Source organism: Thiobacillus sp. 65-1402 (assembly GCF_001897685.1).
Classification (GTDB): Bacteria; Pseudomonadota; Gammaproteobacteria; order Burkholderiales; family Thiobacillaceae; genus Thiobacillus.
In genome coordinates this window covers 52,886-77,465 of the sequence record NZ_MKUG01000001.1, presented here as the reverse complement: position 1 = coordinate 77,465, position 24,580 = coordinate 52,886, and the positions used below count along the sequence as shown (strand labels likewise).

Here is a 24,580-nt window from a genome sequence, read left to right as displayed (position 1 = left end):
CAATGTCACAAATACTGCCTGTCGTCCACATCCTGTCGAAAGTGCTGATGCTGTTCGCTTTCGCCTTTCTGCTGCCGCTCGGCGTTTCCGCTGCGCTGGACGATGGCGCGCAGTTCGCTTACAAGCAGGCCATTCTGACGGCTTTCCTCTCCGGCGCGGTGCTCTGGTTGCTGTCGCGCCGCGGCAAGCGCGAACTGCAAACGCGCGACGGCTTCCTGCTGGTGGCGATGATCTGGACCGTGCTGCCGGTGTTTTCGACGATCCCGCTGCTGGCCTACATGCCGGGACTCGGCTTCACCGATGCCTATTTCGAAGCCGTCTCGGGTTTGACCGCGACGGGCGCCACCGTGCTTTCGGGGCTGGACGCCCTGCCGCCTTCGATCAATATCTGGCGCACCGAAATGCACTGGCTGGGCGGCATGGGCGTGATCGTGCTGGTGGTGGCCGTGCTGCCGATGCTGGGGGTCGGCGGCCGCCAGATGTTCAAGGCGGAAACGCCGACGCCGATGAAGGACAGCAAGCTCACGCCGCGCATGGCCGAAACCGCCAAGGGGCTGTGGCAGGTCTATGTCCTGGTCACGTTGATGTGCATGGGGGCGTTGTGGGCGGGCGGCATGAGCTGGATCGACGCGGTGGTGCATGGCTTCAGCGTGATGGGGCTGGGCGGCATGTCGTCGCACGATGCCAGCATAGGCTACTTCGACTCCGTGCTGCTCGAAATCATCATCATGGTGTTTGCGCTGATCGCGGGCATCAGCTTTTCCACCCACTTCATGGCGTTGCGCACCCGCAGCCTGCTGGCCTACCGCTTCGATGCGGAAATTCGCTGGTATTTTGCGGTGCTGGGCGTCAGCGTTGCCGGCGTCACCGGCTACCTGTGGCTGAAGGGCGTTTACCTTGAACTGCCGGATGCCCTGCGCTACGTTTCGTTCAACACTATTTCGGTGGCCACCACGCTCGGATTTTCCAACACCGATTACAACGCCTGGCCGTATTTCGCCCCGCTGTGGATGCTGTTTCTGTCGAGCTTCTGCGCCAGCTCCAGCTCCACCGGCGGCGGCATCAAGATGATGCGCGCCATGCTGCTCTGGAAGCAGCTTTACCGTGAGCTGGTCAAGCTGGTGCATCCCCACGCCGAAATCCATACCAAGATCGGCGCCCATGCGGTGCCCAACAAGATCATCTATGCCGTGCTGGCGTTTTTCTTCGTCTATATTGCCTGCATCGTCGTCTTCACGTTTCTGCTGTCCGCGTCCGGACTCGACGTCTTCAGCGCCTTGACCGCCGTCGTTGCCATGATCAACAACACCGGACCGGGCCTGGGCCAGGTGGGTCCCGCCAGCAACTTCGCCGCGCTGAACGATTTCCAGATCTGGGTGTGCTGCTTCGCCATGCTGCTCGGGCGGCTGGAATTGTTCACCCTTTTGGTGGTGCTGACGCCGGCGTTCTGGAGGAAGTGATGTCTGCCATCGACAATTTTGAAGCCCTGCTGGCGCAAGGGCGCGACAATGCCCTGCTGCGGTTCTCGCTGGGCAACGAATACCTCAAGCAAGGCGACGCCGTCCGTGCTGCCGAGCATCTGCGGCGCGCGGTCGAACACGACACGCAGTATTCTGCCGCCTGGAAACTGCTGGGCAAGGCGCTCACCGACAGCGCAGCCTGGAGCGAGGCGCTGGCCGCGTACCGGCAGGGCATCGCGGTGGCCGAGGCGCGCGGCGACAAGCAGGCGGCCAGGGAAATGGGCGTATTTGCGCGGCGAATCGAGAAGCAGCTGCAGCCTTAGAATGCGCGTTGGCCACTCGCCGCCCTGCCCGGTTCATCGCCGGGCCGAAACCGCTGCGCGTCCGCGGGTGCGCCCAACGGTCGTTTCCAGGTTGAGTTAGAATCCGGCGATCAACTTTTTCAGGAGCAGCAAATGACGCGGATGGTAAATTGTGTGAAGCTTGGGCGCGAAGCCGAAGGTCTGGCCTTCCAGCCGGTGCCGGGGGACCTGGGCAAGAAGATTTTCGAGAACGTGTCGAAAGAAGCCTGGGCGGGCTGGCAGCGCCACCAGACCATGCTGATCAATGAAAACCGCCTCAACCTGGCCGACCCGCAGGCACGCAGCTATTTGATGGAGCAAATGGAGCGCTACTTCTTTGGCGGCGGCAATGTCGATGCCGCCGCGGGCTACGTTCCGCCTGCCCGCTAGTGCGGGCTTGTTGACGCTTCAGCGGCTATACAACCACGGCCTACCCCTTGCGGGTAAAGCCGGCAGGTCGCAAACAAAACGGGCTCCCGCAGGAGCCCGTTTGCATGGGTGCGGCTGAAAACTACAGCACTTCCTTCTCGATTTCCTCCAGCGAGGTGTGGCGCACGTCCTTGCCCTTGACCATGTAGACCACATACTCCGACATGTTCTTGGCATGGTCGCCCATCCGCTCGATCGCCTTGGTGACGAACAGGATGTCGATGAAAACCGAAATGGTGCGCGGGTCTTCCATCATGAAGGTGATGAGGTGGCGCAGGTTGAGGCGGAATTCCTCGTCCACGGACTGGTCCTGGCGCGCGATTTCCACCGCCAGGGTGGCATCCAGGCGGGCAAAGCCGTCGAGCGCCTTGCGCAGCATGTCGAGCACCAGGTCGGCCATGTACTTGACCTCGGTGAAGCGCGGCAGGCTGATGCGCTCGGACTGGTGGATCAGCCGGGACATGCGCGCGATCTTGGCGGCCTCGTCACCGATGCGTTCGAGGTCGGTGATGGTCTTCACCACCATCATCACCATGCGCAGGTCGGACGCGGTGGGCTGGCGGCGCGCGATGATGTGGGTGCAGTCTTCGTCGATGGCGACTTCCAGCGCATTGACGTTGTGGTCGTTGGCCTCCACCTGGTTGGCAAGCTTCATGTCGCCCTTGGTGAGCGCTTCGATCGCGTTGATGATCTGCTCTTCGACTAGGCCGCCCATCTTCAGCACATTGGCGCGCACGGCTTCCAGCTCGGCGTCGAATTGCTTGTAGGTGTGTTCAGTTAGCATCGTGTTGCCCTCTCCAGTAATCCGCTTTTGATTATATGCCCCGCATTGTGACCATTGCATGCACGGCAGGTTTCACCGGGTGCTGAAGGGCAGTGCGTAACGCGTCCCGTCGATGTCAAGGTACAGCACCCAGTCGCGCCGTCCGCTGACGCACGCAGGCAAGGTCACTTTTGCGCCGAACGCGCCGTCCGGGGCGGGGCGCAGGTCATAGCGGTTAAAGCCCATGTCCATGCCGCTCATCTGCAGTTCCGCGCTGATCCGGCCGGCGCCCGGCGCGCGGACGCTCAGCTCGAAAGCCTCCAGCGGCGCCGGCTGCGACGAAAAGCGCAGGCGTGCGGTTGTGCCGCGGTGGTCGAACGCGCAGCCGGCCAGCGGGTCGGCGCAGCTCACCGCCACCGCTGCGGCCGGACGCTTCAGCCAATAGCCGGCCGCTGCGATGGCCGCCAGCACGACAACCAGTATCAGCGCCCGCTTCATGTCCAGGCGCCCCGCAGCAGCGCCACCCCGTGCGCGCCGTGCGACTGTGCCAGCGCCACGTCGTGGCGCTCCAGCCCGCCCAGCCCGTACACCGGGATCGGACTGGCGGCGGCCAGCTCGGCGAAGCGGTCCCAGCCGAGCGTGGCCGCGCCCGGATGGGTGAGCGTGGGCAGCACCGGCGACAGCAGCGCAAAATCGGCCCCGATTGCGGCGGCATGCGCCAGCTCGGCAGCGTCGTGGCACGACACCCCTAGCCATGCGCAATCGGGACGCACGGTCAATGCGGCGGCGGCGGCCGAATCCAGATGCACGCCGTCGGCGCCCGCCGCGCGCGCCAGTTCCGCGCTGCCGTTGACCAGCACGCGCGCGCCATGCAGATGGGCGCGACGCACGGTCGCCTGCGCGAGTTGCAGGCGCGTGTCTTGCGGCAGCGTCTTGTCGCGCAGCTGGATCAGCCGCAGGCCGTTATGCAGGGCGACATCCAGCCGCGCCAGGAAGGTATCGACGCCGAGCGACTCGGCGTGAGAAATCCCCAGCAGCGGCGGCAGCGACAGCGCCTTCAGGATCGGAAAGTTGGCGGGCAGCAGCGGCGTGACCTCGACCGCGTCGGGCAACTGCCAGGAAAAAACCTGCCCTTCGTGCGGGTGCGGCTCGCCCTGCCATTCGAACACGCGGAAGAAATTCAGCCGTACCGTGGCGTGCGGGTATTCGAATACCCGGGTGATCCAGCGGCAGGCGCGCTCGATCACGATGCCGAGTTCCTCGTGCAGTTCGCGCGCCAGCGCGGCCTCCAGCGTTTCGCCCGGCTCCACCTTGCCGCCGGGGAATTCCCAGTAACCCGCATAGACCTTGCCCGGCGGCCGCTGCGCCAGCAGCACCCGCGAGGGGTACGCCGGTGGGTGCCCCGCTGCTGCGCCGCGACCCTCCTGCAGCACCCGGCCATCGGGCCGGGTCAGCACGGCCGCCACGACTTCCGTGATGGGCGACGGGCTCATTGCTTCCCCGCCCAGTCGCGTGCGAACTGCCACGCCACCCGGCCGTTGCGTGCGCCGCGTCCGAGCGACCACTGCAGCGCGGCGCGCTCGAATGTCTCGTCCGGCGTCGCACCAAGGCGCTCGGCCCAGTGCCGGGCGATCGCCAGATAGGTTTCCTGGTCCATGCCATGGAACGATACCCACAGTCCGAAGCGGTCGGACAGCGAAACCTTTTCCTCGGTCGCCTCGCCCGGATGCACCTCGCCGCCGAGGTGTTTCGTTTCCAGGTTTTCCGCCATGTATTCCGGCATCAGGTGGCGGCGGTTGCTGGTGGCGTAGATCAGCACGTTGTCGCTCGGTCCCGCCAGCGAGCCGTCGAGCGCGGCCTTCAGGCTGGCGTAGCCGGCTTCGTGCTCGGCGAAAGTCAGGTCGTCGATGAAGACGATGAAGCGATAGTCGGCATCCGCCAGCAGCTCGAACAGGTCCGGCAGGCTCGGCAGCCCGGCCTTGTCGACCTCGATCAGGCGCAGCCCCTTCGCCGCGTATTTGGCGTGCACGGCCTTCACCAGCGAGGACTTGCCGCAGCCGCGCGCGCCGCTCAGCAGCACGTTGTTGGCGGGCCTGCTGGCGACGAACTGGCGTGTGTTGGCGTCCACCCGCTGCTTCTGCTCGTCGATCGCCAGCAGGTCTTTCAATGCCGCCCGCTGCGGGTGCAGGATCGGCTTCAGTCCGCCGGCCTGCGCCGACCAGCGCGCGGCGCGCACGTTTTTCCAGTCCAGCCCCGGTGCGGCGGCGGGGGTGTCGAGGCGGTCGAGCAGGTGTTCGATGCGGGGCAGGAGGGCGGCGAAATCGGTCATGCGGAGATTCTAGCCGCTTAGGAAAAATTTAGGTTTTCGCTAGCAAAGACTTATCAACGGGCGCCTGGCAATCCGCCTAAGCTGCCGGTCGCTCGGCGCATCGTGCGTCCCGCAACGAAACAGGAGAGCATTGCCATGAAGACAACTTTGAAAATCGCAGGCGCGCTGCTTGCCGGCTGGGCCGGGCTGGCAGGGGCGCAGCCGCCCGCCGGCGACGCCGACATCCGCCACGGCCGCTATCTGATCCAGATCTCGGGCTGCAACGATTGCCATACCACCGGCTACACGCAGAAAAGCGGCCAGGTGCCCGAGGCCGAATGGCTGACCGGCGACGCGATGGGCTGGCAGGGGCCGTGGGGCACGACTTACGCCACCAATTTGCGCCTGCTGTTCCAGCAGATGGACGAGCAGGCCTGGCTGGCGCGGGCACGCCAGCCGATGCGGCCGCCGATGCCGTCGCCGTCGCTGCGTGCCATGAGCGATGCCGACCTCAAGGCGATCTACCGCTACGTGCGCAGCCTCGGCGTGAAGGGTTCGCCCGCGCCAGCCTACGTGTCGCCCGGCGGCAAGGTGGCGACGCCGTATTTTGACTTCACGCCGAAGAACCTGCCGCCGATGGCCAGCCAGCGCTAGAGCATCGCGTGCAAGGCCAGCGGGCGGTCCAGCACCAGGCGAAAGCGGCCGCGCCCGGTCTTTTCCAGCGCGATGGCCGGGCAGCGTTCGGCGAGCCGGCGTTGCAGCAGGATCAGCCGGGTTTCCAGGTTGTCGCCGCCGTCGGGCAGCGGCAGGCGCCGGTCGCGGCGCAGTTCGCGGTTGCAGAAATCGCGGCGGCCGCTTTGTGCGTGTTCGTTGAGCAGCGTCCACAGAATGCTGCCGGCGACGCCCTTGATGAGGTAGTCATTGTCGATGAACACGCTGTGGTCGTCGGGAAAGTAGCGCACTGCGAGCGGCGCGCCGGTGGGGGCTGGTGTGGCCGCGGCCGGCAGGGGCTCGGCATCGTCCGGCAGGGCCGCCAGCTGTGCGACCAGCGCGGCGAGGTGGCGGCCATAGATCGCCAGCGCGTCCTCGTCGGCATGGCTGAAGAAGGCATCGTGTTCGCTTTCGGCGTAGAGCACGCCCAGCAGGCGGTCGGCGTGCATGAGCGGCACCGCGATCTGGCTGTGCGGTTCGGCCAGCACCGGCAACGGGATGCGCGGCTCGTTGGTCGCGGCCGTGCGCAGCGCAGCATGGTAGGCGTAATCGCCGGTGCGGTGATTGATGCGCACGAGAATCCGCTCGTGCGCCGCCACGCCGATGATGCCCTTGCCCAGCGCCACCTCGGCGCCGATCCCGGAATGGCCGTAACCCAGGCTCGCCAGGGTATAGAGCGACGCGCCGGCCTCGTCCAGCATCATCAGGAGCGCGTGGCGGATGCCGAAGCCGGGCGTGAGCGCGGCGAGCGCACGGTCGGCCAGTTGGGCAAGTTCGTCGCACGCGCCCAGATGGTCGAGGGTGCGGCGCAGGCGCAGCAGCGCATCGGGCGGCGGCGGCGCGGGCGGCAGGCGGGGATCGACCGCCTCGATGTCGAGCACCCGGTAGATGTCCGCGCCGCGCAGCACGAACACCTTGCCCATGCCGCTTTGCGCGGCGATGCCGGCGAGCTGTGCCTTCATGTATTGGAAAAGCGGCCCGCCGGTCTCGGTGCGCAAGTACTGCACGCGCAGACGGTAGTGGCGAAAGCTGCCCGGCTCGACCACCTGCACCTGCGCGTAAGGATGGGCGAGCACGTTCTCGCGCGTCTTGCTGAAAAACTGGTACGACAGCGCCACGTGTTCGGCGTCGACGTAATGCACCTGCGAGGCGTAGGCCACGTTGGGGGTGCCGTCCGCTGCGCAGGTGGCGATCACGGCGGGAACCGCGCCGTCGAGGCAGGCGCGCAGCGACTCCAGCGTGGGCTTCATGCCGCCGCCAGCACGCGGCCGGCGGCCGGGCCGGGGGTCTGGTCGAAGACGATTTCCGGGGCGAAGCGCAGCGCCGCCAGATCGCCAGCCGCCGTCAATGCAGTCAGGCCGCGCACCAGTTCGTCGCCGTAGCCCAGTGCGCCGAGTTCGCCGCCGAATGCGGCCGCGTAGCGCGCATGGCAGGCATGGTGCGCCGAGTTCGGCGCCACGCGCGTCGCACATGGGGCCTTGAGCTGCAGCGTCGCATGCGTTGCCGGATGGCTGAACACCACCGCGATGCCGCTGCCGGCGTCCAGTGCGGCCAGCACCTCGCGTCCGCGCTCGGCCGCGAGCAGCACCGTCAGCGTGCGCCGGTCGCGCGCCACCAGCGCGCCCTGTGCCCGGCATACGCAGGGCCAGCCGTCGCGTCCGACCGCGCCGACGTTGATCGACAGCGGACCCTGCAGGAAGGCGGCCTGTTCGGCGCTGAGCCGGATGCTCATGGCATCAGGTGCGGTATTCCGCGTTGATCTTCACGTAGTCGTACGAGAAATCGCAGGTCCACACCGTGGCGTCCGCGTGGCCGCGGTTCAGCACCACGCGCACGACGATGTCGGCTTCCTTCATCACGGCCGCGCCCTGCGCCTCGGTATAGCTTGCCGCGCGGCCGCCCTGCTCCGCCACCAGCACGTCGCCCAGGTAAACCTGCAAGGCGTTGACGTCGAGGTCGGTCACGCCGGCATAGCCGATGGCGGCAAGGATGCGCCCGAGGTTGGGGTCGCTGGCGAAAAAGGCGGTCTTGACCAGCGGCGAACGCGCGATGGCGTAGGCGATCTGCTTGCATTCGGCGCGGTCGCGGCCGCCTTCGACTGCCACGGTGATGAACTTGGTCGCCCCCTCACCGTCGCGCGCCATCGCCTGCGCCAAGCCGATGGCCACCTCGCTCAAGGCGGCTTTCAGCGCGGCGTAGTCGGCGCCGGCGAGGTCGGCAATTTCGGCATTGCCGGCCTGGCCGGTGGCGATCAGGATGAAGCTGTCGTTGGTCGAGGTGTCGCCGTCGACGGTGACGCAGTTGAACGACACGTCGGCCACCTCCTTCACCAGCTGCGGCATCAGGCCGGGCGCGATCACCGCGTCGGTCGCCACGTAGCCGAGCATGGTCGCCATGTTGGGGTGGATCATGCCGGAGCCCTTGGCGATGCCGGTGACCGTGACCGTGCTGCCGCCGGCCTGTACCCGGCGCGAGACGCCCTTGGCGACGATGTCGGTGGTCATGATCGCGTGCGCCGCCTCGCTCCAGTGGTCCGGTGCGAGGTCGGCCCGGGCGGCGGGCAGCGCGGGCAGGATCTTGTCGACCGGCAGCGGCTCCAGGATCACCCCGGTGGAAAACGGCAGCACGTTTTCCGCCGCGCATCCCATCAACTGCGCCACCGCCTCGCAAGTCCGGCGCGCGCGCCGGAGTCCTTCCTCGCCGGTGCCGGCGTTGGCATTGCCGGTATTGATCAGCAGGGCGCGGATATCGCCCGCAGCCAGATGCTGTTTGCACAAGGCGACCGGCGCGGCGCAGAAGCGGTTTTGCGTGAACACCCCGGCCACCCGGGAGCCGGGCGCCAGCTCGATCAGGGTGATGTCGCGGCGTCCGGGTTTCTTGATGCCGGCGGACGCAATGCCGAGGCGAACGCCGGCAACGGGCAGCAGGGAGGCGGGGTCGGGGGCGGAGAGGTTGACGGGCATGACGGCTTCGCAAGACGGAAAGCCGCCATTTTATGCCGCACAGGCGGCAAATGGATGGCGCGGATTTACTGCGCGCGCCCCCGCAGCCAGTTCATGACGCGGCGAAATCCGGGCCGCCATGGCCATACCGGGTCGAGCTCGATCGAACGCGCCAGCGCCGCCAGCGCAATCAGCGCAAATACGGAAAACAGCAGTTGCGAGACAAGTTGACGCGGCGTGAGCATGCCGAGGGGCTGGTCGAGAAAGCCCGGAACATAAAACAGGCTGGCAAACGCCGCGAAAAGGAAGGCCGGGCCAAGATACATGATGTCCGCAGTCTGAGTCGTTGTGCCAAGGCATTATGCAAACCTTGTGCCAGCCAAGCAAAGGCCAGCAAAAACAACGTGGTGGAATGCCTGCCCCGACCGGGCCGGCCGCGAAATGTAAATTAATTCGACGGCTACTTGTCGAGCGGCGGGGCGGCGAACTTGCGCAGGATTTCATGCGACAGCGAATAAAACTGCGGCGTGGGGCCGAGGTCTTCGTAGATCGGGTCGCCGTAGTCGTCTTCGGCAATGATGCGGCTGCCGGGAATGTAGGGCATGGCAACCTCCAGTTCGTCGAGGGCGGCGCGGATCAGGTCGGCCATCAACTGGGAGTCGCTGCGGCCGGGATACATGACGTGCAGGGCTTCCACCCGCGCAGCGTCGCGTAACGGCAAATGGACGGTATAGGCGCGCACGTCCGCGCGCGCATGCCCCTCCTGGCCCCAGCGTTGAATCAATTCGGCGATGCGCATGAATTTTCCCCTGCCTGCGATGGTTTTGTTATAGCAAAGCCACCTGCAAGACAAGGCTGGGTTCAGCCTGTGCGCCGCCACACCAGGGTGCGATTGTTCGCCGGCATGGCGATATCCCGTTGCAGAACCAGACCCTGGGCGCGCGCCAGCGCATCCACTGCCTCGAAGTCGCGCACGCCGGAGGCGGGGTCGCGCGCTTTCAGCCAGGCGTCGAAACGGGCATTGCTCTCCGAGGTGAAGGCGCCGTTGTAATTGAACGGGCCGTAGACCGCCAGCACGCCGCCCGCTTCGAACACGTCGCCGATGCCCTCGAAAAACCGTTCGACCTCGGGCCAGCCCATGATGTGCAGCGTGTTGGCCGAGAACACCGCATCGTAGCGGCCGTTGCGCCAGGCTGTCTGGCTGACGTCGAGCGCGATCGGCGGCAGCACGTTGGGCAGCGCCGCCTCGTCGAGCCATTGCCGGATGCCGGGATGCTGCTGCGGCACATCGGCGGTCTGCCAGACGAGATGCGGCAGTTCGGCACCGAAATACACCGCATGCTGGCCGGTGCCGCTGCCGATTTCCAGCACGCTGCGGCGGTCGGCAAATATCTCGCGCAGCACCGCCAGGATCGGGTCGCGGTTCTGCACGCAGGACTCGGCAAAGGGTTTGTCGGACATGTTCAGGTCTCCATTCGAATCAGCCGGCCGTCGGCCAGCAGCACCGCGGCATGCACCGGCTTGCCCGGATACAGCGCCGCCAGCAGGGCGCGATAGCCCGCCAGCTGGGGCCGATGGCGTTCGGCCAGCTGCGCGGCGGACAACATGCGGCTGTCGTCGCCGGTTTTGTAGTCGATCAGCCATACCGCATCGTCGAATTCCACCACGCGGTCGAGCCGCTGCATCCGGCCGTCGGCATCCAGCAGCGCCAGCTCGTTGTGCGCGCGCAGGTACAGCGCGGGATCGAAGAAGCGCGCCAGGTGCGGCTGCGCCAGCAGGGCGCGGGCATCCGCCTCGATCCTGGCAAGCCCGGCCGCCACTCCCAGCTGCATCGCCAGTGCGGGCAGGTCGCGCGGCGCTCCCGGCGGCGCATGGTGTTCGAGGCAGGCATGGAACAGCTCGCCGCTGGCTGCCGCCGGGCTGGCGGGCGCAGGGGCAAGCCGCTGTCCGACGGCGGGGGCCGCGATGCGCGGCGCCGCCGCTGTCATGCACGGCGCGTCGGCGCGGGCGGCCGGCGGCAGGTCGGCCGGCAGGGCCAGGCCCTGCCAGGCCGCTTCGACCCGCTGCAGCCAGGCGCTCTTGTCGGCGGCGCCGCTGACGATCAGTCCCTGCTCGGCGCGGGTGAGCGCCACATACAGCAGGTTGTCGGACTCGCGCTGCGTCAGCACCGCTTCCTCGGCAAACCAGCGTTCCCGCCAGGCGCCCCGCTCGTCCTGTTTGCCGAACAGCGAAAAATGCTCGGGCCGCGCGGCTTCGGGCGGCCACGGCGCCAGCACGCCATGGCTGTCGCCGCGCGCGTGGTCGCTGCCGCCGAGCAGCCAGACGATCGGCGCCTCCAGCCCCTTGGCGCCGTGGATGGTCAGCAGCCGCACCGCGTTTTCGCCGTCGGCTGCCAGCCCTTCGCCGGGTGCGGCGTCGGCGTCGTCGACGAGCGAGGCCAGTTCGCGGATGAAGCCGGCCAGCGTCGGATAGCGGCCGGCATCCTGCGTCAAGGCCAGCTGCATGAAGGCGCGCAGGTTGGCGGCAACCTGCGGGCGCATCGCCTCGGGCACGGCTGCGGCGTAGCGCGCTTCGAGGTCGCCTTCGAAGTAGATGCGGTCGAGCAGGTCGTGCACCGGCAGCGTGCCGACCCGGGCGCGCCAGCCGGCCAGCAGCTGCGCGGCGCGCGCGAGCGCCGGCGGGCAGTCCGGCTGTTCGGCCAGCGCGGTCAGGCGTTCCCAGCCGCACGGCTCGTCAGAGCCGAACACCCTCAGCAAATCGGCGTCGCTGCAGCCGAAGAGCGGGCTTTTCAGTGCGTGCGCCAGCTTCAGATCGGCGTGCGGCAGCAGCAGGGTTTCGAGCAGCGCGATCACATCCTGCGCTTCCAGCGCATGCAGCAGGCCACCGCGCCGCGAGGTGATGAAGGGGATGCCTGCCGCTTCCAGCGCACGCTCGTACAGGTGCAGGTGGGTGCGCTTGCGCACCAGCGCCATCACGTCGCCGGGGCGCGCCGGGCGGCTGTTTTCAGCCGGCCCGTCGGCCACGCCCCAGCGTCCCAGCACTTCGTCGCGCAACACGCGGGCAAAAACCTGCGCCTCGACGTGCACCGCGCGCTCGTCGGCCTCCGGTTGCGGCGTGGTGAGCGGGTTGCGCATACGATTCCCCTCGTGGGGCAATCCGGCCGTGGTAACGGCCGCGCTTCTGTCCACGCCGACCGGCAGGCAGCGCAGCGCGCCGGGGCGGGCTGCGTTGGCCGGGGCATGGCTGTGCGCGGCAAAGCCGGCCGCCCCGGCGAACACCGGATTGATCGCCTGCACCACCGCAGGCGACAGCCGCCGCGTCATGGTGGCGCTGAAATGCGGCGCACCGAAGTGCGTGCGCAGAAAATCCGCCGCCGCGTCGAACACCCGCGCTTCGCCGCGCCGGAAGCGGTAAATCGCCTGCTTCGGGTCGCCCACCATGAACACGGTCATTGCGCTGTCCGCCGCGTGCGCCTCGCTCAGCCAGCTGGAGAGCGCCTGCCATTGCAGTGGATTGGTGTCCTGGAATTCGTCGAGCAGCAGGTGCCGGTAGCGGGCATCCAGCTTCAGTGCCAGGGCCGGCGCATGCTCCTCGCTGGCGAGCAGGCGGCAGGCCAGCCATTCGGCATCGGCGAAATCGATCGCCCCCTGCTGCGCCTTGGCGTCCTGATAGCCTTGCAGCAGCGCGTGGCCGAGCAGCAGACCGTGGCGGTTGAGGTTCCAGATGCAGATGTCGGTCTGGATCGCGGTGATGGTTTCGAGTGCGGTTTCCAGCGCGTCGAGGTCGCGCAGGTAACTGTCGAGTTCGGCGCCGAGCGCCTTTTCCAGTTCGCGGGTGGCCTGCTTCTTGCGGCGTGCGCCGGCGGTCATCAGGCGTGTCATCAGCACGCCGTGCGCGGCTTGCGGCGCAAGCTTCGACGCGTCGAGAATGTCGCGCGCCCGTTCGGCCTCGGTTTTCGAGCCTTTTTCCAGCGCATAACCCACCCGCTTCACCCGCGCCAGCATGAGCTCGTCGGCCCAGAAGGCCGCCACCGGATCGGTCTCCAGATCGGGATGCAGGCCGGGCCGCAACTGTTCCAGCGCATACGCTACCGGGTTGGGCTGGCCGTCGGTATAGGCCCACCATTCCGCCCGCGCCTGCAGGAAATGCGCAAGCAGGGCGTGCAGGTTGTGCTCGCCGATGTCGGCGAGCAAGGCGAGCAGCGCGGTGCCTTCCGCTGATTGCGGCGCTGCCGCCCATTTCGTCAGCAGCTGGTCGCGCACCTCCTCCTGTCGCTGTCTTTCGCGCTCCAGCAGCGGCGCGCCCCAAGGCAGTCCGGCTTCCAGCGGCGCACGCTTCAGCAGATCGAGAAACCAGCCGTGGAAGGTCGTCACCGTCGGCCCCGGCTGCGCCGTCAGCACCGCCTCCAGCAGCCCGCGCGCGCGCGGCAGCAGCGCCTCGATCCCGTGTTCCGGCACCGCGCGCTCGCGCAGGAATGCGCGCACCGTCGCGTCGTCTTCCAGCGCCAGCACCCGCAGCCAGGCGTGCAGCCGGTCGGTCATCTCCTGCGCCGCCTTGCGGGTGAAGGTGATCGCCAGCAGTTCCGAGGGTTCGGCCCCGGCCAGCAGCAGGCGGATCATGCGCGACACCAGGAGCCAGGTCTTGCCGCTGCCGGCGCAGGCCTCCACCACCGCAGAATGGCCGGGCGCGAGCGCCACGCTTGTCTCCAGCGGCTCACTCATGCCACATCCCCTTGCGGCACAGTCCGCGCGCCTCGCAGAACTGGCAGACGGCGTCGATCCCCGATGCGGGAAGCGCTGCGCCTGCGGCGATGGCTTCCAGCAGCTCTGGCAGGCGGCGGCCGATGGCGTCGACGTCGGTTTCGCCGTCGAGTTCGAGCAGCGCGACCGGGGTGTCGCTGATCGGCAGGTAGGCGGCAGCGGCCTCCGCGAGCCAGGCATAGAACGGCAGCTGGACTGCTTCGGCGGGATCCTTGAGCTTCTTCTTGAGGCCCTGCGCGGCGCCGGTCTTGTAGTCGATGACGGTACGGGCGTCGCCCTTCTGGTCGACGCGGTCGACGCGGCCGTGCAGGGTGATCTCGCCGAGACCGGCGACGTTGAACGGCATGCTGAATTCGGCTTCGCCAGCCTGGTATTGCCAGCCTTGCGCAACCCACTCCAGCCAGGCATCGACATAGGCAGGCTGGATTTTTTCCCACTTGCTGCGCCAGGCGGTGGCGGTCCAGGCGGGCAGCGCGGCGAATTCGGCGTCGGACATTTCCTGCAGGCGGGCCAGCGCGGCGTCGCGCCCGGGCGGCGGGGCGCCGTCGTGAAAGGCCTTGAGGATGCGGTGCAGCGCGTTGCCGTAGTCGCTCTTGTCGAGCGCGTCGTCGGCTTCGTCGAGTTCGCGGATGCCGAGCACGCTCTTCACGAAAAACCGGTACGGGCAATCGAGCAGGGTCTGGTAGGCGGTGGGCGAATAGCGGCGCGGCAATTGCATCGCCGACACCGCCGGCGCCGGCTGCCCGCTGGCGCCGGGCAACGGGCTGGGCCGGGCGGGCGGCACGCCGCTGGCCTGTTCGGGCAGGGCGGCGCCCCACGCGGCCAGATGCAGGGCCTGCAGCCGCAAGACCAGCTGCGAGGCAGGGTTGGGCTCATCGTCGTTCCATGCCTGCCAGCTCAACAGCGCAGGCCCCTGAGCCAATAGCGGGATCAGGTCGGAGGTGGCGGCTTCGGCCTCGATGGCGGCAGTGGACAGGCCGAGTTGCGCGCGGGTGGCCTGGCTGAACAGGCCGGGTGCGGGGCGCGCGGGCAGGCGGCGGGCGTCGGCGCCGATCACCGCGACTGCGTCGAACAGGCGCCCGCGCGCGGCGGGCAGCGAGGTCAGCACGATGGGGCTGACGACGCGGGCATCGATGAAGCTGGCCGACTCCAGCGCCAGATTGAGCCAGCGCCGCCATTCGGCGAAGCCGTATTTTTCGCCGTCGTCGGCCAGCTCGCGGCGCAGGGTTTCGAGCGTGGCGAGCAGGCTGGCGCCGGCGGCGTCCATCTGGAGCGGCGCGGTGGCGTCCAGTTTGTCGAGGCTGTCGACGAGGCGGGTGAGCCAGACGGCCAGGGGCGCGCGGCTTTGGGGGAAGCCTTGCCGGGCGTTGAACAATGCGGCAAGCCAGGGCGGCAGCGCGCCGAATTGCGCATGCGCCAGCCGCTGGATGTCGGCCATGCCTTGCGCCACCCCCTGCCGCCGCAGCGCGAGTTCGAGCTGCAGCACCTGGTCCTGCCGCGCCGCGAGCTCGCCCAGCAGGAAGGGCGACTTCAGCAGGTCGAGCAATTCGATATGCGGGAAGTCGTGCGCGACGCATTCCAGCCAGCGATCGATCACGGCGGCGGCGGCGGTGGTCGACAGCGTCCAGCCGGTTTCGTCGGCCACCAGCACGTCGGTGCGTTCGAGCAGCGCGCGCACCCGGCGCGCGGTTTCGCGGTCGAGCGCGATCAGCGCGATAGCGCGCTTTCCGGCGTGCAATTGGGCGCTTACCCAGGCGGCGACGGCGCGCGCCTCGGCTTCCAGGTGCGGCGCCGGGCACAGCGTCAGGTGCGGGCGCACGGGAGAGCGGGGATGAGCGGCCGCCAGCATGGCGGCGCGTTCGCGCAGCGGCGGCGCGGTTTTCTGCCAGGCCTGGTGCAGGGTGAACGCCACGCCGTCGGCGGCGGGCTCGAACAGCGTGACGGGCGCATGTTCGGCACAGCGGTCGAGAAATTGCCGCTCGATGGCGGTCAGCGTTCCCAGCGCGTAGCCGTAAACGGGCTGCGGCGCAGACCGGCATTGCTCAAGCAGCTGGTCGAGCGCGCGCGCGTAGTGCGCCTGCGGGTCGCTGCCATCGTTGTTGAGGGCCTGCCATACCGCCTCGATCAGTGCGCTTTCGCGGTCGAGCGTGTCGGCATGCAGCGCGCGGATGCGCGATCCGATGGCGGCGCCCAGGCGGGCGGCGGAAAGTTCGTCGGCCAGCTGCAGCAACTCGCTGGCGAGCGCCCATCGGTCGACCGTGCCCAGCCAGTCGATGTTGCGCAGCACGCCGTGCAGCCGCGCCAGCCGCCGCGCATGCGGCTCGGCGCGGCCGTCGGCCATGCGTGTGCCCTGCAGGGTGCTTTCGGCCCAGGCTTTCAGCGGAGTGATGCGCGGCGGGATCAGGGCGGGCAGGCCGCCGGCCTGCGCCAGCGCGCGGGCGAAATCCTGTCCGGCGCGGTGGTTGGGGACGAGCAGCGTCAGCCCGGAGAGATCGGGCAGGCGGTCGGCGTAACGGTCGAGCAGGGTGCGGGCGGCGGCGTGCGCCAGGGGCGGACCGCCCAGGAGAATCGTTGCGATTCCCACCGGGGCTAATCTAAAAACGGTGGTTGGGCGCGCCCGCCCGGCGGGCAGTCAACTGCGTTTGAGCGGCTCAACGTTCCAGATACTGGCGCTTGTCCTTGACGCCGGCCCATTCGTCGGCATCGGGCAGCGGGTCCTTGCGTTCGACGATGACTTTCCACTCCTTGGCAAGCTCGGCATTGAGCGCAATGTAGGCACGCTGGTCATCCGGCACGTCGTCTTCGGCATAGATGGCCTCGACCGGGCATTCGGCCACGCACAGGGTGCAGTCGATGCACTCCTCGGGGTCGATGACGAGGAAATTGGGGCCTTCATGGAAGCAGTCCACCGGACAGACATCGACACAATCGGTGTATTTGCACTTCACGCAGGCGTCGGTTACAACGTAGGTCATTCGTATTTACCCTGATGATTTGAGGAATGCCCGGATGCTTGCAGGCGGCAGTTTTGATGTAGCATATCGTCACAAAACCGATTTTTCCAGCATTGCCACCTTCCCAAACCGTCCAGGCCGCGTCCGGCCAACCGCATACTTCAAAAATAGGAGCCTCACCGATGAGCGAGCATGTTCATTACATATCCGACGATTCCTTCGAACAGGAAGTCCTGCAGGCGGGTGTGCCCGTGCTGGTGGATTACTGGGCGGACTGGTGCGGCCCCTGCAAGATGATCTCGCCGATCCTCGATGAGGTCGCCAAGGAATACGCCGGCAAGCTCAAGGTGTGCAAGCTCAATATCGACGAGAACCAGGCCACCCCGCCCAAGTTCGGCATCCGCGGCATCCCCACCCTGATGATCTTCAAGAACGGCAATGTCGAGGCGACCAAGGTCGGCGCCCTGTCCAAGTCGCAACTCACCGCTTTCGTCGACAGCAACATCTAAAACTCTACCGGACGGCGCACCCGCGCGCCGCCTTCCCGCAGTGCCGTCCGGCTTCTCTCCCCCTTCACGTCCGGCTCTTTCAAGCGAGCCCACTCAGGCCCTTTCCATGCATCTTTCCGAACTCAAGCAGAAGCCGATCACCGAGCTCCTCGAAATCGCCGCTACCAATGGCATCGACAACGCCAACCGTTTTCGCAAGCAGGAGCTGATCTTCACCATCCTGAAAACGCTGGCCAAGCGCGGCGAGAGCATCTACGGCGACGGCGTGCTGGAAGTGCTGCCGGACGGCTTCGGATTCCTGAGATCGCCGGAAACCTCGTATCTCGCCAACACTGATGACATCTACGTGTCGCCGTCGCAGATCCGCCGCTTCAACCTGCATACCGGCGACAAGATCGAGGGCGAGATCCGCACGCCGAAGGACGGCGAGCGCTATTCGGCGATGACCAAGCTCGACAAGATCAACGGCGAGCCGCCCGAGGCGAGCAAGAACAAGATCCTGTTCGAGAACCTCACTCCGCTGCATCCGGACAAGCCGCTCAAGCTGGAACGCGACGTCAAGGCGGAGGAGAACATCACCAGCCGCGTCATCGACATCGTCGCGCCGATCGGCAAGGGCCAGCGCGGCCTCCTGGTGGCGCCGCCGAAATCCGGCAAGACGGTGATGCTGCAGCACATCGCCCACGCCATCACTTCCAACCATCCCGACGTCGTGCTGTTCGTGCTGCTGATTGACGAACGCCCGGAGGAAGTGACCGAGATGAGCCGCACCGTGCGCGGCGAAGTCGTCGCCTCGACCTTCGACGAGCCCGCCAGCCGCCACGTCCAGGTGGCGGAAATGGTGATCGAGCGCGCCAAGCGCCTGGTCGAGCACAAGAAGGACGTGGTCATCCTGCTCGACTCGATCACGCGGCTGGCACGCGCCTACAACACGGTGCAGCCGGCTTCCGGCAAGGTGCTCACCGGCGGCGTCGACGCCAACGCGCTGCAGAAGCCGAAGCGCTTCTTCGGCGCCGCCCGCAACATCGAGGAAGGCGGCAGCCTGACCATCCTCGCCACCGCGCTGATCGACACCGGCAGCCGCATGGACGACGTCATCTACGAGGAATTCAAGGGCACCGGCAACCTGGAAATCCATCTCGACCGCAAGATGGCCGAGAAGCGCCAGTACCCCGCCATCAACGTCAACCGCTCCGGCACCCGCCGCGAAGAACTGCTGATGCCGCACGACATCCTGCAGAAGGTATGGGTGCTGCGCAAACTGCTGTACCCGATGGACGACATGGAGGCGATGGAATTCCTGCTCGACAAGATCCGCGCGACCAAAAACAACAGCGAATTTTTTGACTCGATGCGGCGCGGCTGACCCTGCGGCTTGCGTATCGCACGTTGCTCCGCTACAATCCCGCGTTCTCCGAATTCAACCCGTTAAGGAATTGCCATGAAATCCGGCATTCACCCCGATTACAAGGAAGTCGCCGTGACCTGCTCCTGCGGCAGCACGTTCAAAACCCGCTCCACGCTGGGCAAGGAAAAGCTGCAGGTGGAAGTCTGCGCGGCCTGCCACCCGTTCTACACCGGCAAGCAGAAGATCGTCGATACCGCCGGCCGTGTCGAGAAGTTCCGTCAGCGCTATGGCATGAAGTAAGCCGCTCTGAACGGCGCTTGCGTGATGCGACTCAAAGCGGCTTCGGCCGCTTTTTGCGTTTTGGCGGCGACACGACGGTATCATTGAACACTCCCGACCAGGACGAGGCAGACGTGACCCCCCGAGCTTTCCGCCGCATTGCAATGGCCGTTCTCGGCGCGCTGGCGCTGACGCACTGTGCGCAGAATCCGGTGACGGGCGGCAAGGATTTCGTGCTGATGTCCGAGCAGCAGGAAATCCAGATGGGTGCGCAGGCACACCAGGATGTATTGAAGGAATACGCGGCGCTGGACAATCCGGCGCTGCAGGCCTACGTCAACGAGGTCGGCCAGCGGCTGGCGAAACAGAGCCATCGGCCGAACCTGCCATGGCATTTCACCGTGGTCGACAGCCCCGACGTCAACGCCTTCGCCCTGCCCGGCGGCTATGTCTACATCACCCGCGGCATCATGGCCTACCTGAACTCCGAGGCCGAGCTGGCCGGGGTGGTGGGGCATGAAATCGGCCATGTCACCGCGCGCCACGGGGTGCGCCAGCAAAGCGCGTCCACCGCGGCAGGACTGGGTGCGGTATTGGGCTCGATTCTGGTGCCGGGGATGAACGGTCAGGCGGGCGCATCGTTGCTGCAAACGCTGGCGCAGGCCTGGACCGCCGGCTACGGGCGCGAGCACGAACTGGAATCCGACCGCCTCGGCGCCGAATACCTGGCCCGCAGCGGCTACAGCCCGCAGGCAATGATTGAGGTCATCGGCGTGCTGAAAAACCAGGAGCTGTTTGCCGCCGAACAGGCCAAGCGCGGCGGCCGCCAGCCGCGCACCTATCACGGCACTTTCGACACCCACCCGAGCAACGATGCGCGCCTCAAGCAGGTGGTGGGCGAGGCCGGCAAGTACAGCGTCGCCAATCCGCGCGACGGCCGCAACGATTTCCTGCAGAAAATGGCCGGCGTGTATTTTGGCGACAGTCCCGACCAGGGCGTGATCCGCAACAATGCCCTGCTGCATGAAAAGCTCGGGCTGGCGCTACAGTTTCCGCCCGGCTGGCAGGTCCGCAATCGCCCCGACCGGGTGGTGGCGACGAATCCCCAGGGCGACGCGCTGGTCGAGCTGCAGCAGGGGCCGAAAAGCGACAAACCGCTGGAGACGCTGCAGAAAGGACTCAAGCTGGATGCCGGCGCACGCTACGACAGCGGCAATCTTGGCGGCCACCCGGCCGCATTCGCGGCGGGCGCGCAGCAGGGCAAACCGGTGGTGGTGGCGGCCGTGGTGTTCAACGGCACGCAGTACCTGATCGCAGGCATGGCCAAGGACAAGCCCGCGTACGAGCGCGAGCGCAGCGCCCTGCGCGCGGCGATCAACAGCTTCCATGCGCTCGGCGCGGCGGAACGGCAGGCGGCGCGTCCCCATGTGCTGCGCCTGCTGACGGCGCAACCCGGCACCACGATGGCCGCTCTGGCGCGGCAGTCGCCATTGGGTGGCGAAGCCGAAAGCCAGCTGCGCCTGATGAACGATCTCTACCCCGGCGGCGAACCCCAACCGGGACAACTCCTCAAAATTGTTCAATAAGCGCCTGATCACGCCGCAGCACCCGCAAGGAGTACGCCGGTGGGTGCCCCGCTGCTGCGCAGCGACCCTCCCGCAGCTCGGGCTGTGGCTGCTGTGTGCGGCCTGGCTGGTGCCGGGGCTGGTGGGGCACGCGCCATGGAAAGGCGGCGACGGCGATCATTTCGCCCAGTTGTGGCTGCTGCTGCAAAGCGGGATTGCGCCCCAGGCCGCCCCGGCTACGCCGCCCCTGTATTACTGGGTCGCCGCCGCCACCGCCTGGCTCACTTCGCCCGTCCTGGCTTTGGCTGATGGCGCCCGCCTGGCTTCGGGCCTGTTCATCGCGCTGGCGCTGTTTTTTGTGGCGCGCACGGCGCGCGTGCTCTACGGTGACGAGGCCGGCTGGGCTGCGGTGCTCACCTTGCTGGGCTGCGTGGGCCTGCTGGTGCGCGGCCACGAGCTCAATGCCTATACCGCCCAGTTTGCCGCCGCTGCCGCGATGCTGTACGGCGTCGCTAGCCTGCCGCAGGGTGCCCGCAGCGGCTGGATGCTGGGGGGCGGCGCGGCGCTGATGCTGCTTGCCGGCGGCGCGGCGGAAGCCTTGCTGTTTCTGCTGCTGGCGGCGTTGCTGCCGCTGTTGCTGACTGAGTACCGCAGTCCGGCGGCGCGGCGTTCGCTGGCCTGGGGCGTGGGCGGTGCGCTGCTGTTCGGCGCAGCATGGCTGGCGTTTTTGGCAACCCAGCATATTCCGTTGATGCGCGCATTCAATCTGCAACGCTGGCTGGGCGGCGATAGCCTGCAGCCCGGCTATTACCCCGGCATCCTCGGCTGGTACGCCTGGCCGGCATGGCCGCTGGCGGCGTGGGCGGCATATCGGGGACGGCGGCAATGGCGTACGCCGGGCATGGCGCTGCCGCTCGCGGCGTTGGCGGGCTTGCTCGGCCTGTACGCCCTGGCGGCCGAACCCGGCGAGGAGCAAGGCCTCATCCTGCTGTTGCCGCTGGCGCTATTGGGCGGCGCCGGACTGTTCACGCTGCGGCGCGGCGCGGCCAACGCCCTGCTGTGGTTTGCGGTCATGCTGTTCGGCTTTATCGGACTGCTGTTCTGGATCTACTGGAGCGCGCACGATCTCGGCAGCCCGGCGCGGCTGGCCGTGCGGCTCGGCAAGCTGGGGATGGCCCATGTCGGCGGGCTGCGTCCGTGGGCGCTGGCGCTGGGCATCGCCGTCACCTTGGCCTGGATCGTCTTTCTGGCGCGCCTCCGGCGTTCGCCGCTGCGGCCCATGCTGGCGTGGACAGCCGGCATGACCTTCATTTGGACACTGTTGATGGCCTTGTTTCTGACGCCGCTCGACCGCCGCCTGAGTTATGCCAGCGTGGGCGAAGCGCTGGCGGCGCGGGTGCCGCAAACCGCCTGCATCCAGACCTACCAGGTACGCAGCCAGCAGCGTCTGCTGCTTGCCTATCACAGCGGGCGCCTGCTTGCCCCGGCCGATATCGGCTGCGGCTGGCTGCTGGTGGAAACCCGGCGCCGCGAGGCCGGGCCGCCTATCCCGGGCGGCTGGGTCAAGCAGTGGGAAGGCGCACGTCCGGGCGACCGTTCGGACCGCTTCCATCTGTATGCCCGCCACTAGCGGGCCGGCAACGGCGCGCGTCGCCGCCGTCGTTCTGGCGGGGGGGCTGGGCCGCCGCATGGGCGGGGCCGACAAGGGGCTGATCGAATACCGGGGGCGTCCGCTGATCGAATGGGCGCTTGCCGCGCTGGCGCCGCAGGTTGGGGAAATCGTCATCAGCGCCAACCGCAATGCCGAGCGCTACGCGACTTACGGCCGCCGCGTGCTACCCGACCCCCTGCCCGGCTTTCCCGGCCCGCTGGCGGGCGCGCTGGCGGCGCTGCAGACGGTGGAGGCGGACTGGCTGGTAGTGGTGCCGTGCGATACGCCGCATCTGCCCGCCGATCTGGTGATCCGCCTGCTGGGCGCGGCGCAGCTGGAAAGCGTGCCGCTGGCGGTGGCGGAAGACGGTGCGCGCGTGCACCACACCTGCTTCATCGTGCGCACCGATCAGGGCGAGAATCTGGCCGCGTTTCTCGCGCGCGGCGAACGCGCGGTGCGCCACTGGCAGGCGGGACTGGCTTCGACGACGGTGCGCTTCGACCCCGCCGGGTTCGCCAATTTCAACCAGCCCGACGATCTCCCGCCCGGCTAGCCCTGCCGGCTCTCTGCGATCTGCGCGCAATACTGCTGCAAATGCTCCGGTACGCCGGGCGGACAGGTGCCGCAGTCGCGGTTGCCGGGAACGGCGTAGTCGATGAACCTGGGGTAGGCGAGCTGCAGGCCGTTCATCAGCGCGACGAAATCCTCCAGCGTGCGTTCGCCGCCGAGGCGCGGATTGCGCGCCTTTTCCTGGCCGATGGTGCTGATGCGGCGCTGCTCGTAGTCGTGCGCCGGATAGACCAGGGTGTCGTCGTCGTAGGCAAACAGCTTGCCGCGCACCGAGCGGTACAGCGCGGCCGCATCGCCGCTCTGGAAGTCGGTGCGCCCGCAGCCTTCGATCAAGAGCGCGTCGCCGGTGTAGAGCCGGCCGGCGTGGGCGTAGGCGAAGTGGTTGTCGGTATGGCCGGGGGTGTGGATCGGCGTCAACTCGACCGAGCCCATTCTGAACGGCGTGCCGTCGACGATGCCGATGTCGGTGCACGGCAGCGCGTCGAGCGCGGGGCCGGCGATGCGGCTGCCGGCGGCTTCCTTCAGCTTCTTCGCCGCGGTGATGTGGTCGGCGTGGATGTGCGTCTCCACCGTGAACGCGAGCTTGAGGCCGAGCTTATTGACCTCGGCGAGGTCGCGTTCCCAGGTCGGCAGCACCGGGTCGATCAGCAGCGCCTGGCCGGTTTCCCCGCAACCGACGAGGTAGGTGTAGGTGCTGGAAACAGGCTCGAACAGTTGCTTGAAAATCATGGCGCGTCTCCTTGAGGGTATTCAGGGTGCGGCCAGCGCCTCGTCCAGAAGTTCCACCCAGTGTCGCACCGGGATCGGGCTGCCCGATTGCAGATGGGTGAGGCAGCCGATGTTGGCGGTGACGATCTGTTCCGGGTCGCCGGCCTGCAGGTGGCCGAGCTTGCGGGCCTTGAGCTGGCTGGCGATCTCGGGCTGCAGGATCGAATAGGTGCCGGCCGAGCCGCAGCACAGGTGTTTTTCCGCCACCGGCGTGAGTTCGAAGCCGGCGTCGGTGAGCAGCACTTCGACGCCGCCGGTGAGCTTCTGCCCGTGCTGCAGGGTGCAGGGCGGATGGTAGGCGATGCGTTTCTGGGTGAGACGCGAGGCGCGAGGCGCGAGGGGTTTCAGCGCGGCCGCTTCGCCAACGAGGATTTCGGAAATGTCTTTTGTCGCGGCGGAAACCCGCACCGCCTTGTCCGCATAGGCGGCGTCGTCGCGCAGCAGCCAGCCGTAGTCCTTGACCATCACGCCGCAGCCGGAGGCGGTCATCACGATGGCGTCCACCCCGGCGTCGAGATGCGGAATCCAGGCGTCGATGTTGCGGCGTGCGGCGTTCAGGCCATCGTCGCGGTCGTTCAGATGATGCGCCAGCGCGCCGCAGCAGCCGGCCTCGTCCGCGGCGACCAGCGAGATGCCGATGCGGTCGAGCACGCGCGCGGCGGCGGCGTTGATGTTGGGCTTGAGGCCGGGCTGCACGCAGCCCTGCAAGACCAGCATGCGGCGTTGATGGCGCGGTGCGGGCCATGCGCCGGCGTGCTCGGCGGGCGGCACCCGCGCCTTCAGGAAACCCGGCATGAGGCCGCGCACGCCCTGGCCGAGCCTGAGTGCGCTGTTGAACAGCAGGGAGCTGCCGAGGCCGCTCTTCAGGGCCGCGCGCGTGGCGCTTGCGAGGGGACTGCGGCCGACGTTCTCCTCGACGATGTGGCGGCCGATGTCGAGCAGCTTGCCGTATTCGACGCCCGACGGGCAGGTGGTCTCGCAGTTGCGGCAGGTCAGGCAGCGGTCCAGATGCAGCTGGGTCTTGGCCGTCGGCGTCGCGCCTTCGAGCACCTGCTTCATCAGGTAGATGCGGCCGCGCGGCGAATCGAGTTCGTTGCCGAGCACCTGGTAGGTGGGACAGGTGGCGAGGCAGAAGCCGCAATGCACGCAGCTGCGCAGGATGCGCTCGGCGACCTCGCCATCGGGGGTGTTGCGGTAGGAATCGGCGATCTGGGTCTGCATG

25 protein-coding genes are annotated in these 24,580 nt (G+C 67.5%); 10 read left to right on the top strand and 15 right to left on the bottom strand.

Going from position 1 to position 24,580, the window contains the following annotated elements:
• Positions 1 to 2: 2 nt before the first annotated feature.
• The 3 genes from BGO62_RS00355 (at position 3) to BGO62_RS00345 (ending at position 2,191) form a co-directional block, all read left to right on the top strand.
• Positions 3 to 1,460 (top strand): potassium transporter TrkG, encoded by a 1,458-nt coding sequence (locus BGO62_RS00355; protein WP_296638342.1) that lies wholly within the window; start codon positions 3 to 5, stop codon positions 1,458 to 1,460.
• The gene (locus BGO62_RS00350; protein WP_296638337.1) at positions 1,460 to 1,783 is read left to right on the top strand and encodes a tetratricopeptide repeat protein; all 324 of its coding nucleotides are present in this window, start codon (positions 1,460 to 1,462) and stop codon (positions 1,781 to 1,783) included. The genes BGO62_RS00355 and BGO62_RS00350 overlap by 1 nt, the downstream gene beginning before the upstream one ends.
• Positions 1,784 to 1,915: 132 nt before the next feature.
• Positions 1,916 to 2,191 carry an oxidative damage protection protein gene (locus BGO62_RS00345; RefSeq protein ID WP_296638334.1) on the top strand — a complete coding sequence of 92 codons (276 nt, stop codon included), beginning with the start codon at positions 1,916 to 1,918 and terminating at the stop codon, positions 2,189 to 2,191.
• Between the two features lie 121 nt (positions 2,192 to 2,312).
• Here BGO62_RS00345 and phoU read toward each other — a convergent pair whose 3' ends face one another.
• From phoU to BGO62_RS00325, 4 genes are all read right to left on the bottom strand, one after another.
• A complete protein-coding gene (phoU, locus tag BGO62_RS00340; RefSeq protein WP_296638331.1) occupies positions 2,313 to 3,014 on the bottom strand; it encodes a phosphate signaling complex protein PhoU in 702 nt (233 codons plus the stop codon).
• A 72-nt stretch (positions 3,015 to 3,086) separates the two neighbouring features.
• The gene (locus BGO62_RS00335) at positions 3,087 to 3,491 is read right to left on the bottom strand and encodes a hypothetical protein (RefSeq protein WP_296638326.1); all 405 of its coding nucleotides are present in this window, start codon (positions 3,489 to 3,491) and stop codon (positions 3,087 to 3,089) included.
• Positions 3,488 to 4,486 carry a Nudix family hydrolase gene (locus tag BGO62_RS00330; protein ID WP_296638322.1) on the bottom strand — a complete coding sequence of 333 codons (999 nt, stop codon included), beginning with the start codon at positions 4,484 to 4,486 and terminating at the stop codon, positions 3,488 to 3,490. Before BGO62_RS00330 ends, BGO62_RS00335 begins: the two co-directional genes overlap by 4 nt.
• On the bottom strand, positions 4,483 to 5,322 hold the full coding sequence (locus BGO62_RS00325) for an ATP-binding protein (RefSeq protein ID WP_296638320.1): 840 nt from the start codon (positions 5,320 to 5,322) through the stop codon (positions 4,483 to 4,485). Before BGO62_RS00325 ends, BGO62_RS00330 begins: the two co-directional genes overlap by 4 nt.
• Positions 5,323 to 5,457: 135 nt before the next feature.
• On the opposite strand from BGO62_RS00325, the gene BGO62_RS00320 reads away from it, so the two are divergent.
• Positions 5,458 to 5,955: a c-type cytochrome gene (locus tag BGO62_RS00320; protein ID WP_296638317.1), complete on the top strand. Its 498-nt coding sequence runs from the start codon at positions 5,458 to 5,460 to the stop codon at positions 5,953 to 5,955.
• Here the strand turns inward: BGO62_RS00320 and BGO62_RS00315 are convergent.
• From BGO62_RS00315 to fdxA, 9 genes are all read right to left on the bottom strand, one after another.
• Complete coding sequence (locus BGO62_RS00315; protein ID WP_296638315.1) at positions 5,952 to 7,262, bottom strand: GAF domain-containing protein; 1,311 nt, start codon at positions 7,260 to 7,262, stop codon at positions 5,952 to 5,954. The genes BGO62_RS00320 and BGO62_RS00315 overlap by 4 nt on opposite strands.
• Positions 7,259 to 7,744: a hypothetical protein gene (locus BGO62_RS00310; protein ID WP_296638312.1), complete on the bottom strand. Its 486-nt coding sequence runs from the start codon at positions 7,742 to 7,744 to the stop codon at positions 7,259 to 7,261. Before BGO62_RS00310 ends, BGO62_RS00315 begins: the two co-directional genes overlap by 4 nt.
• Before the next feature lie 4 nt (positions 7,745 to 7,748).
• Positions 7,749 to 8,975 (bottom strand): bifunctional glutamate N-acetyltransferase/amino-acid acetyltransferase ArgJ, encoded by a 1,227-nt coding sequence (gene argJ, locus BGO62_RS00305; RefSeq protein WP_296638309.1) that lies wholly within the window; start codon positions 8,973 to 8,975, stop codon positions 7,749 to 7,751.
• Positions 8,976 to 9,040: 65 nt separating this feature from the next.
• Positions 9,041 to 9,280: a hypothetical protein gene (locus tag BGO62_RS00300; protein ID WP_296638307.1), complete on the bottom strand. Its 240-nt coding sequence runs from the start codon at positions 9,278 to 9,280 to the stop codon at positions 9,041 to 9,043.
• Between the two features lie 134 nt (positions 9,281 to 9,414).
• Positions 9,415 to 9,753: a type 1 pili tip component gene (locus BGO62_RS00295; protein WP_296638304.1), complete on the bottom strand. Its 339-nt coding sequence runs from the start codon at positions 9,751 to 9,753 to the stop codon at positions 9,415 to 9,417.
• A 62-nt stretch (positions 9,754 to 9,815) separates the two neighbouring features.
• Positions 9,816 to 10,415 (bottom strand): DUF938 domain-containing protein, encoded by a 600-nt coding sequence (locus tag BGO62_RS00290; RefSeq protein ID WP_296638302.1) that lies wholly within the window; start codon positions 10,413 to 10,415, stop codon positions 9,816 to 9,818.
• A 2-nt stretch (positions 10,416 to 10,417) separates the two neighbouring features.
• Entirely contained in the window at positions 10,418 to 13,675 is a 3,258-nt protein-coding gene (locus BGO62_RS00285) for a UvrD-helicase domain-containing protein (protein WP_296638297.1), read from the bottom strand.
• Positions 13,668 to 16,298 (bottom strand): PD-(D/E)XK nuclease family protein, encoded by a 2,631-nt coding sequence (locus tag BGO62_RS00280; RefSeq protein WP_296638295.1) that lies wholly within the window; start codon positions 16,296 to 16,298, stop codon positions 13,668 to 13,670. Before BGO62_RS00280 ends, BGO62_RS00285 begins: the two co-directional genes overlap by 8 nt.
• Positions 16,299 to 16,365: 67 nt before the next feature.
• Positions 16,366 to 16,689: a ferredoxin FdxA gene (gene fdxA / locus BGO62_RS00275; RefSeq protein WP_296638294.1), complete on the bottom strand. Its 324-nt coding sequence runs from the start codon at positions 16,687 to 16,689 to the stop codon at positions 16,366 to 16,368.
• Between the two features lie 161 nt (positions 16,690 to 16,850).
• Here fdxA and trxA point away from each other — a divergent pair, with 161 nt between their 5' ends.
• From trxA to mobA, 6 genes are all read left to right on the top strand, one after another.
• Complete coding sequence (gene trxA / locus BGO62_RS00270) at positions 16,851 to 17,177, top strand: thioredoxin TrxA (protein ID WP_011310549.1); 327 nt, start codon at positions 16,851 to 16,853, stop codon at positions 17,175 to 17,177.
• A 106-nt stretch (positions 17,178 to 17,283) separates the two neighbouring features.
• Positions 17,284 to 18,543, top strand: coding sequence for a transcription termination factor Rho (gene rho, locus BGO62_RS00265; protein ID WP_296638285.1), 1,260 nt, complete (start codon positions 17,284 to 17,286; stop codon positions 18,541 to 18,543).
• A 75-nt stretch (positions 18,544 to 18,618) separates the two neighbouring features.
• Positions 18,619 to 18,825 carry a 50S ribosomal protein L31 gene (gene rpmE / locus BGO62_RS00260; RefSeq protein WP_296638282.1) on the top strand — a complete coding sequence of 69 codons (207 nt, stop codon included), beginning with the start codon at positions 18,619 to 18,621 and terminating at the stop codon, positions 18,823 to 18,825.
• A gap of 83 nt (positions 18,826 to 18,908) precedes the next feature.
• Positions 18,909 to 20,390, top strand: a complete 1,482-nt coding sequence (locus tag BGO62_RS00255; RefSeq protein WP_296638276.1) for a M48 family metalloprotease — start codon at positions 18,909 to 18,911, stop codon at positions 20,388 to 20,390.
• A gap of 43 nt (positions 20,391 to 20,433) precedes the next feature.
• On the top strand, positions 20,434 to 21,999 hold the full coding sequence (locus tag BGO62_RS00250) for a glycosyltransferase family 39 protein (protein WP_296638274.1): 1,566 nt from the start codon (positions 20,434 to 20,436) through the stop codon (positions 21,997 to 21,999).
• Positions 21,986 to 22,573, top strand: coding sequence for a molybdenum cofactor guanylyltransferase MobA (gene mobA, locus BGO62_RS00245; protein ID WP_296638271.1), 588 nt, complete (start codon positions 21,986 to 21,988; stop codon positions 22,571 to 22,573). Before BGO62_RS00250 ends, mobA begins: the two co-directional genes overlap by 14 nt.
• On the opposite strand, the gene BGO62_RS00240 is transcribed toward mobA, so the two are convergent.
• Both BGO62_RS00240 and glcF read right to left on the bottom strand, forming a co-directional pair.
• Positions 22,570 to 23,319 carry an MBL fold metallo-hydrolase gene (locus BGO62_RS00240; RefSeq protein ID WP_296638269.1) on the bottom strand — a complete coding sequence of 250 codons (750 nt, stop codon included), beginning with the start codon at positions 23,317 to 23,319 and terminating at the stop codon, positions 22,570 to 22,572. The genes mobA and BGO62_RS00240 overlap by 4 nt on opposite strands.
• Positions 23,320 to 23,340: 21 nt before the next feature.
• The gene (gene glcF, locus BGO62_RS00235) at positions 23,341 to 24,579 is read right to left on the bottom strand and encodes a glycolate oxidase subunit GlcF (protein ID WP_296638267.1); all 1,239 of its coding nucleotides are present in this window, start codon (positions 24,577 to 24,579) and stop codon (positions 23,341 to 23,343) included.
• Between the last annotated feature and the right edge of the window lies 1 nt (position 24,580).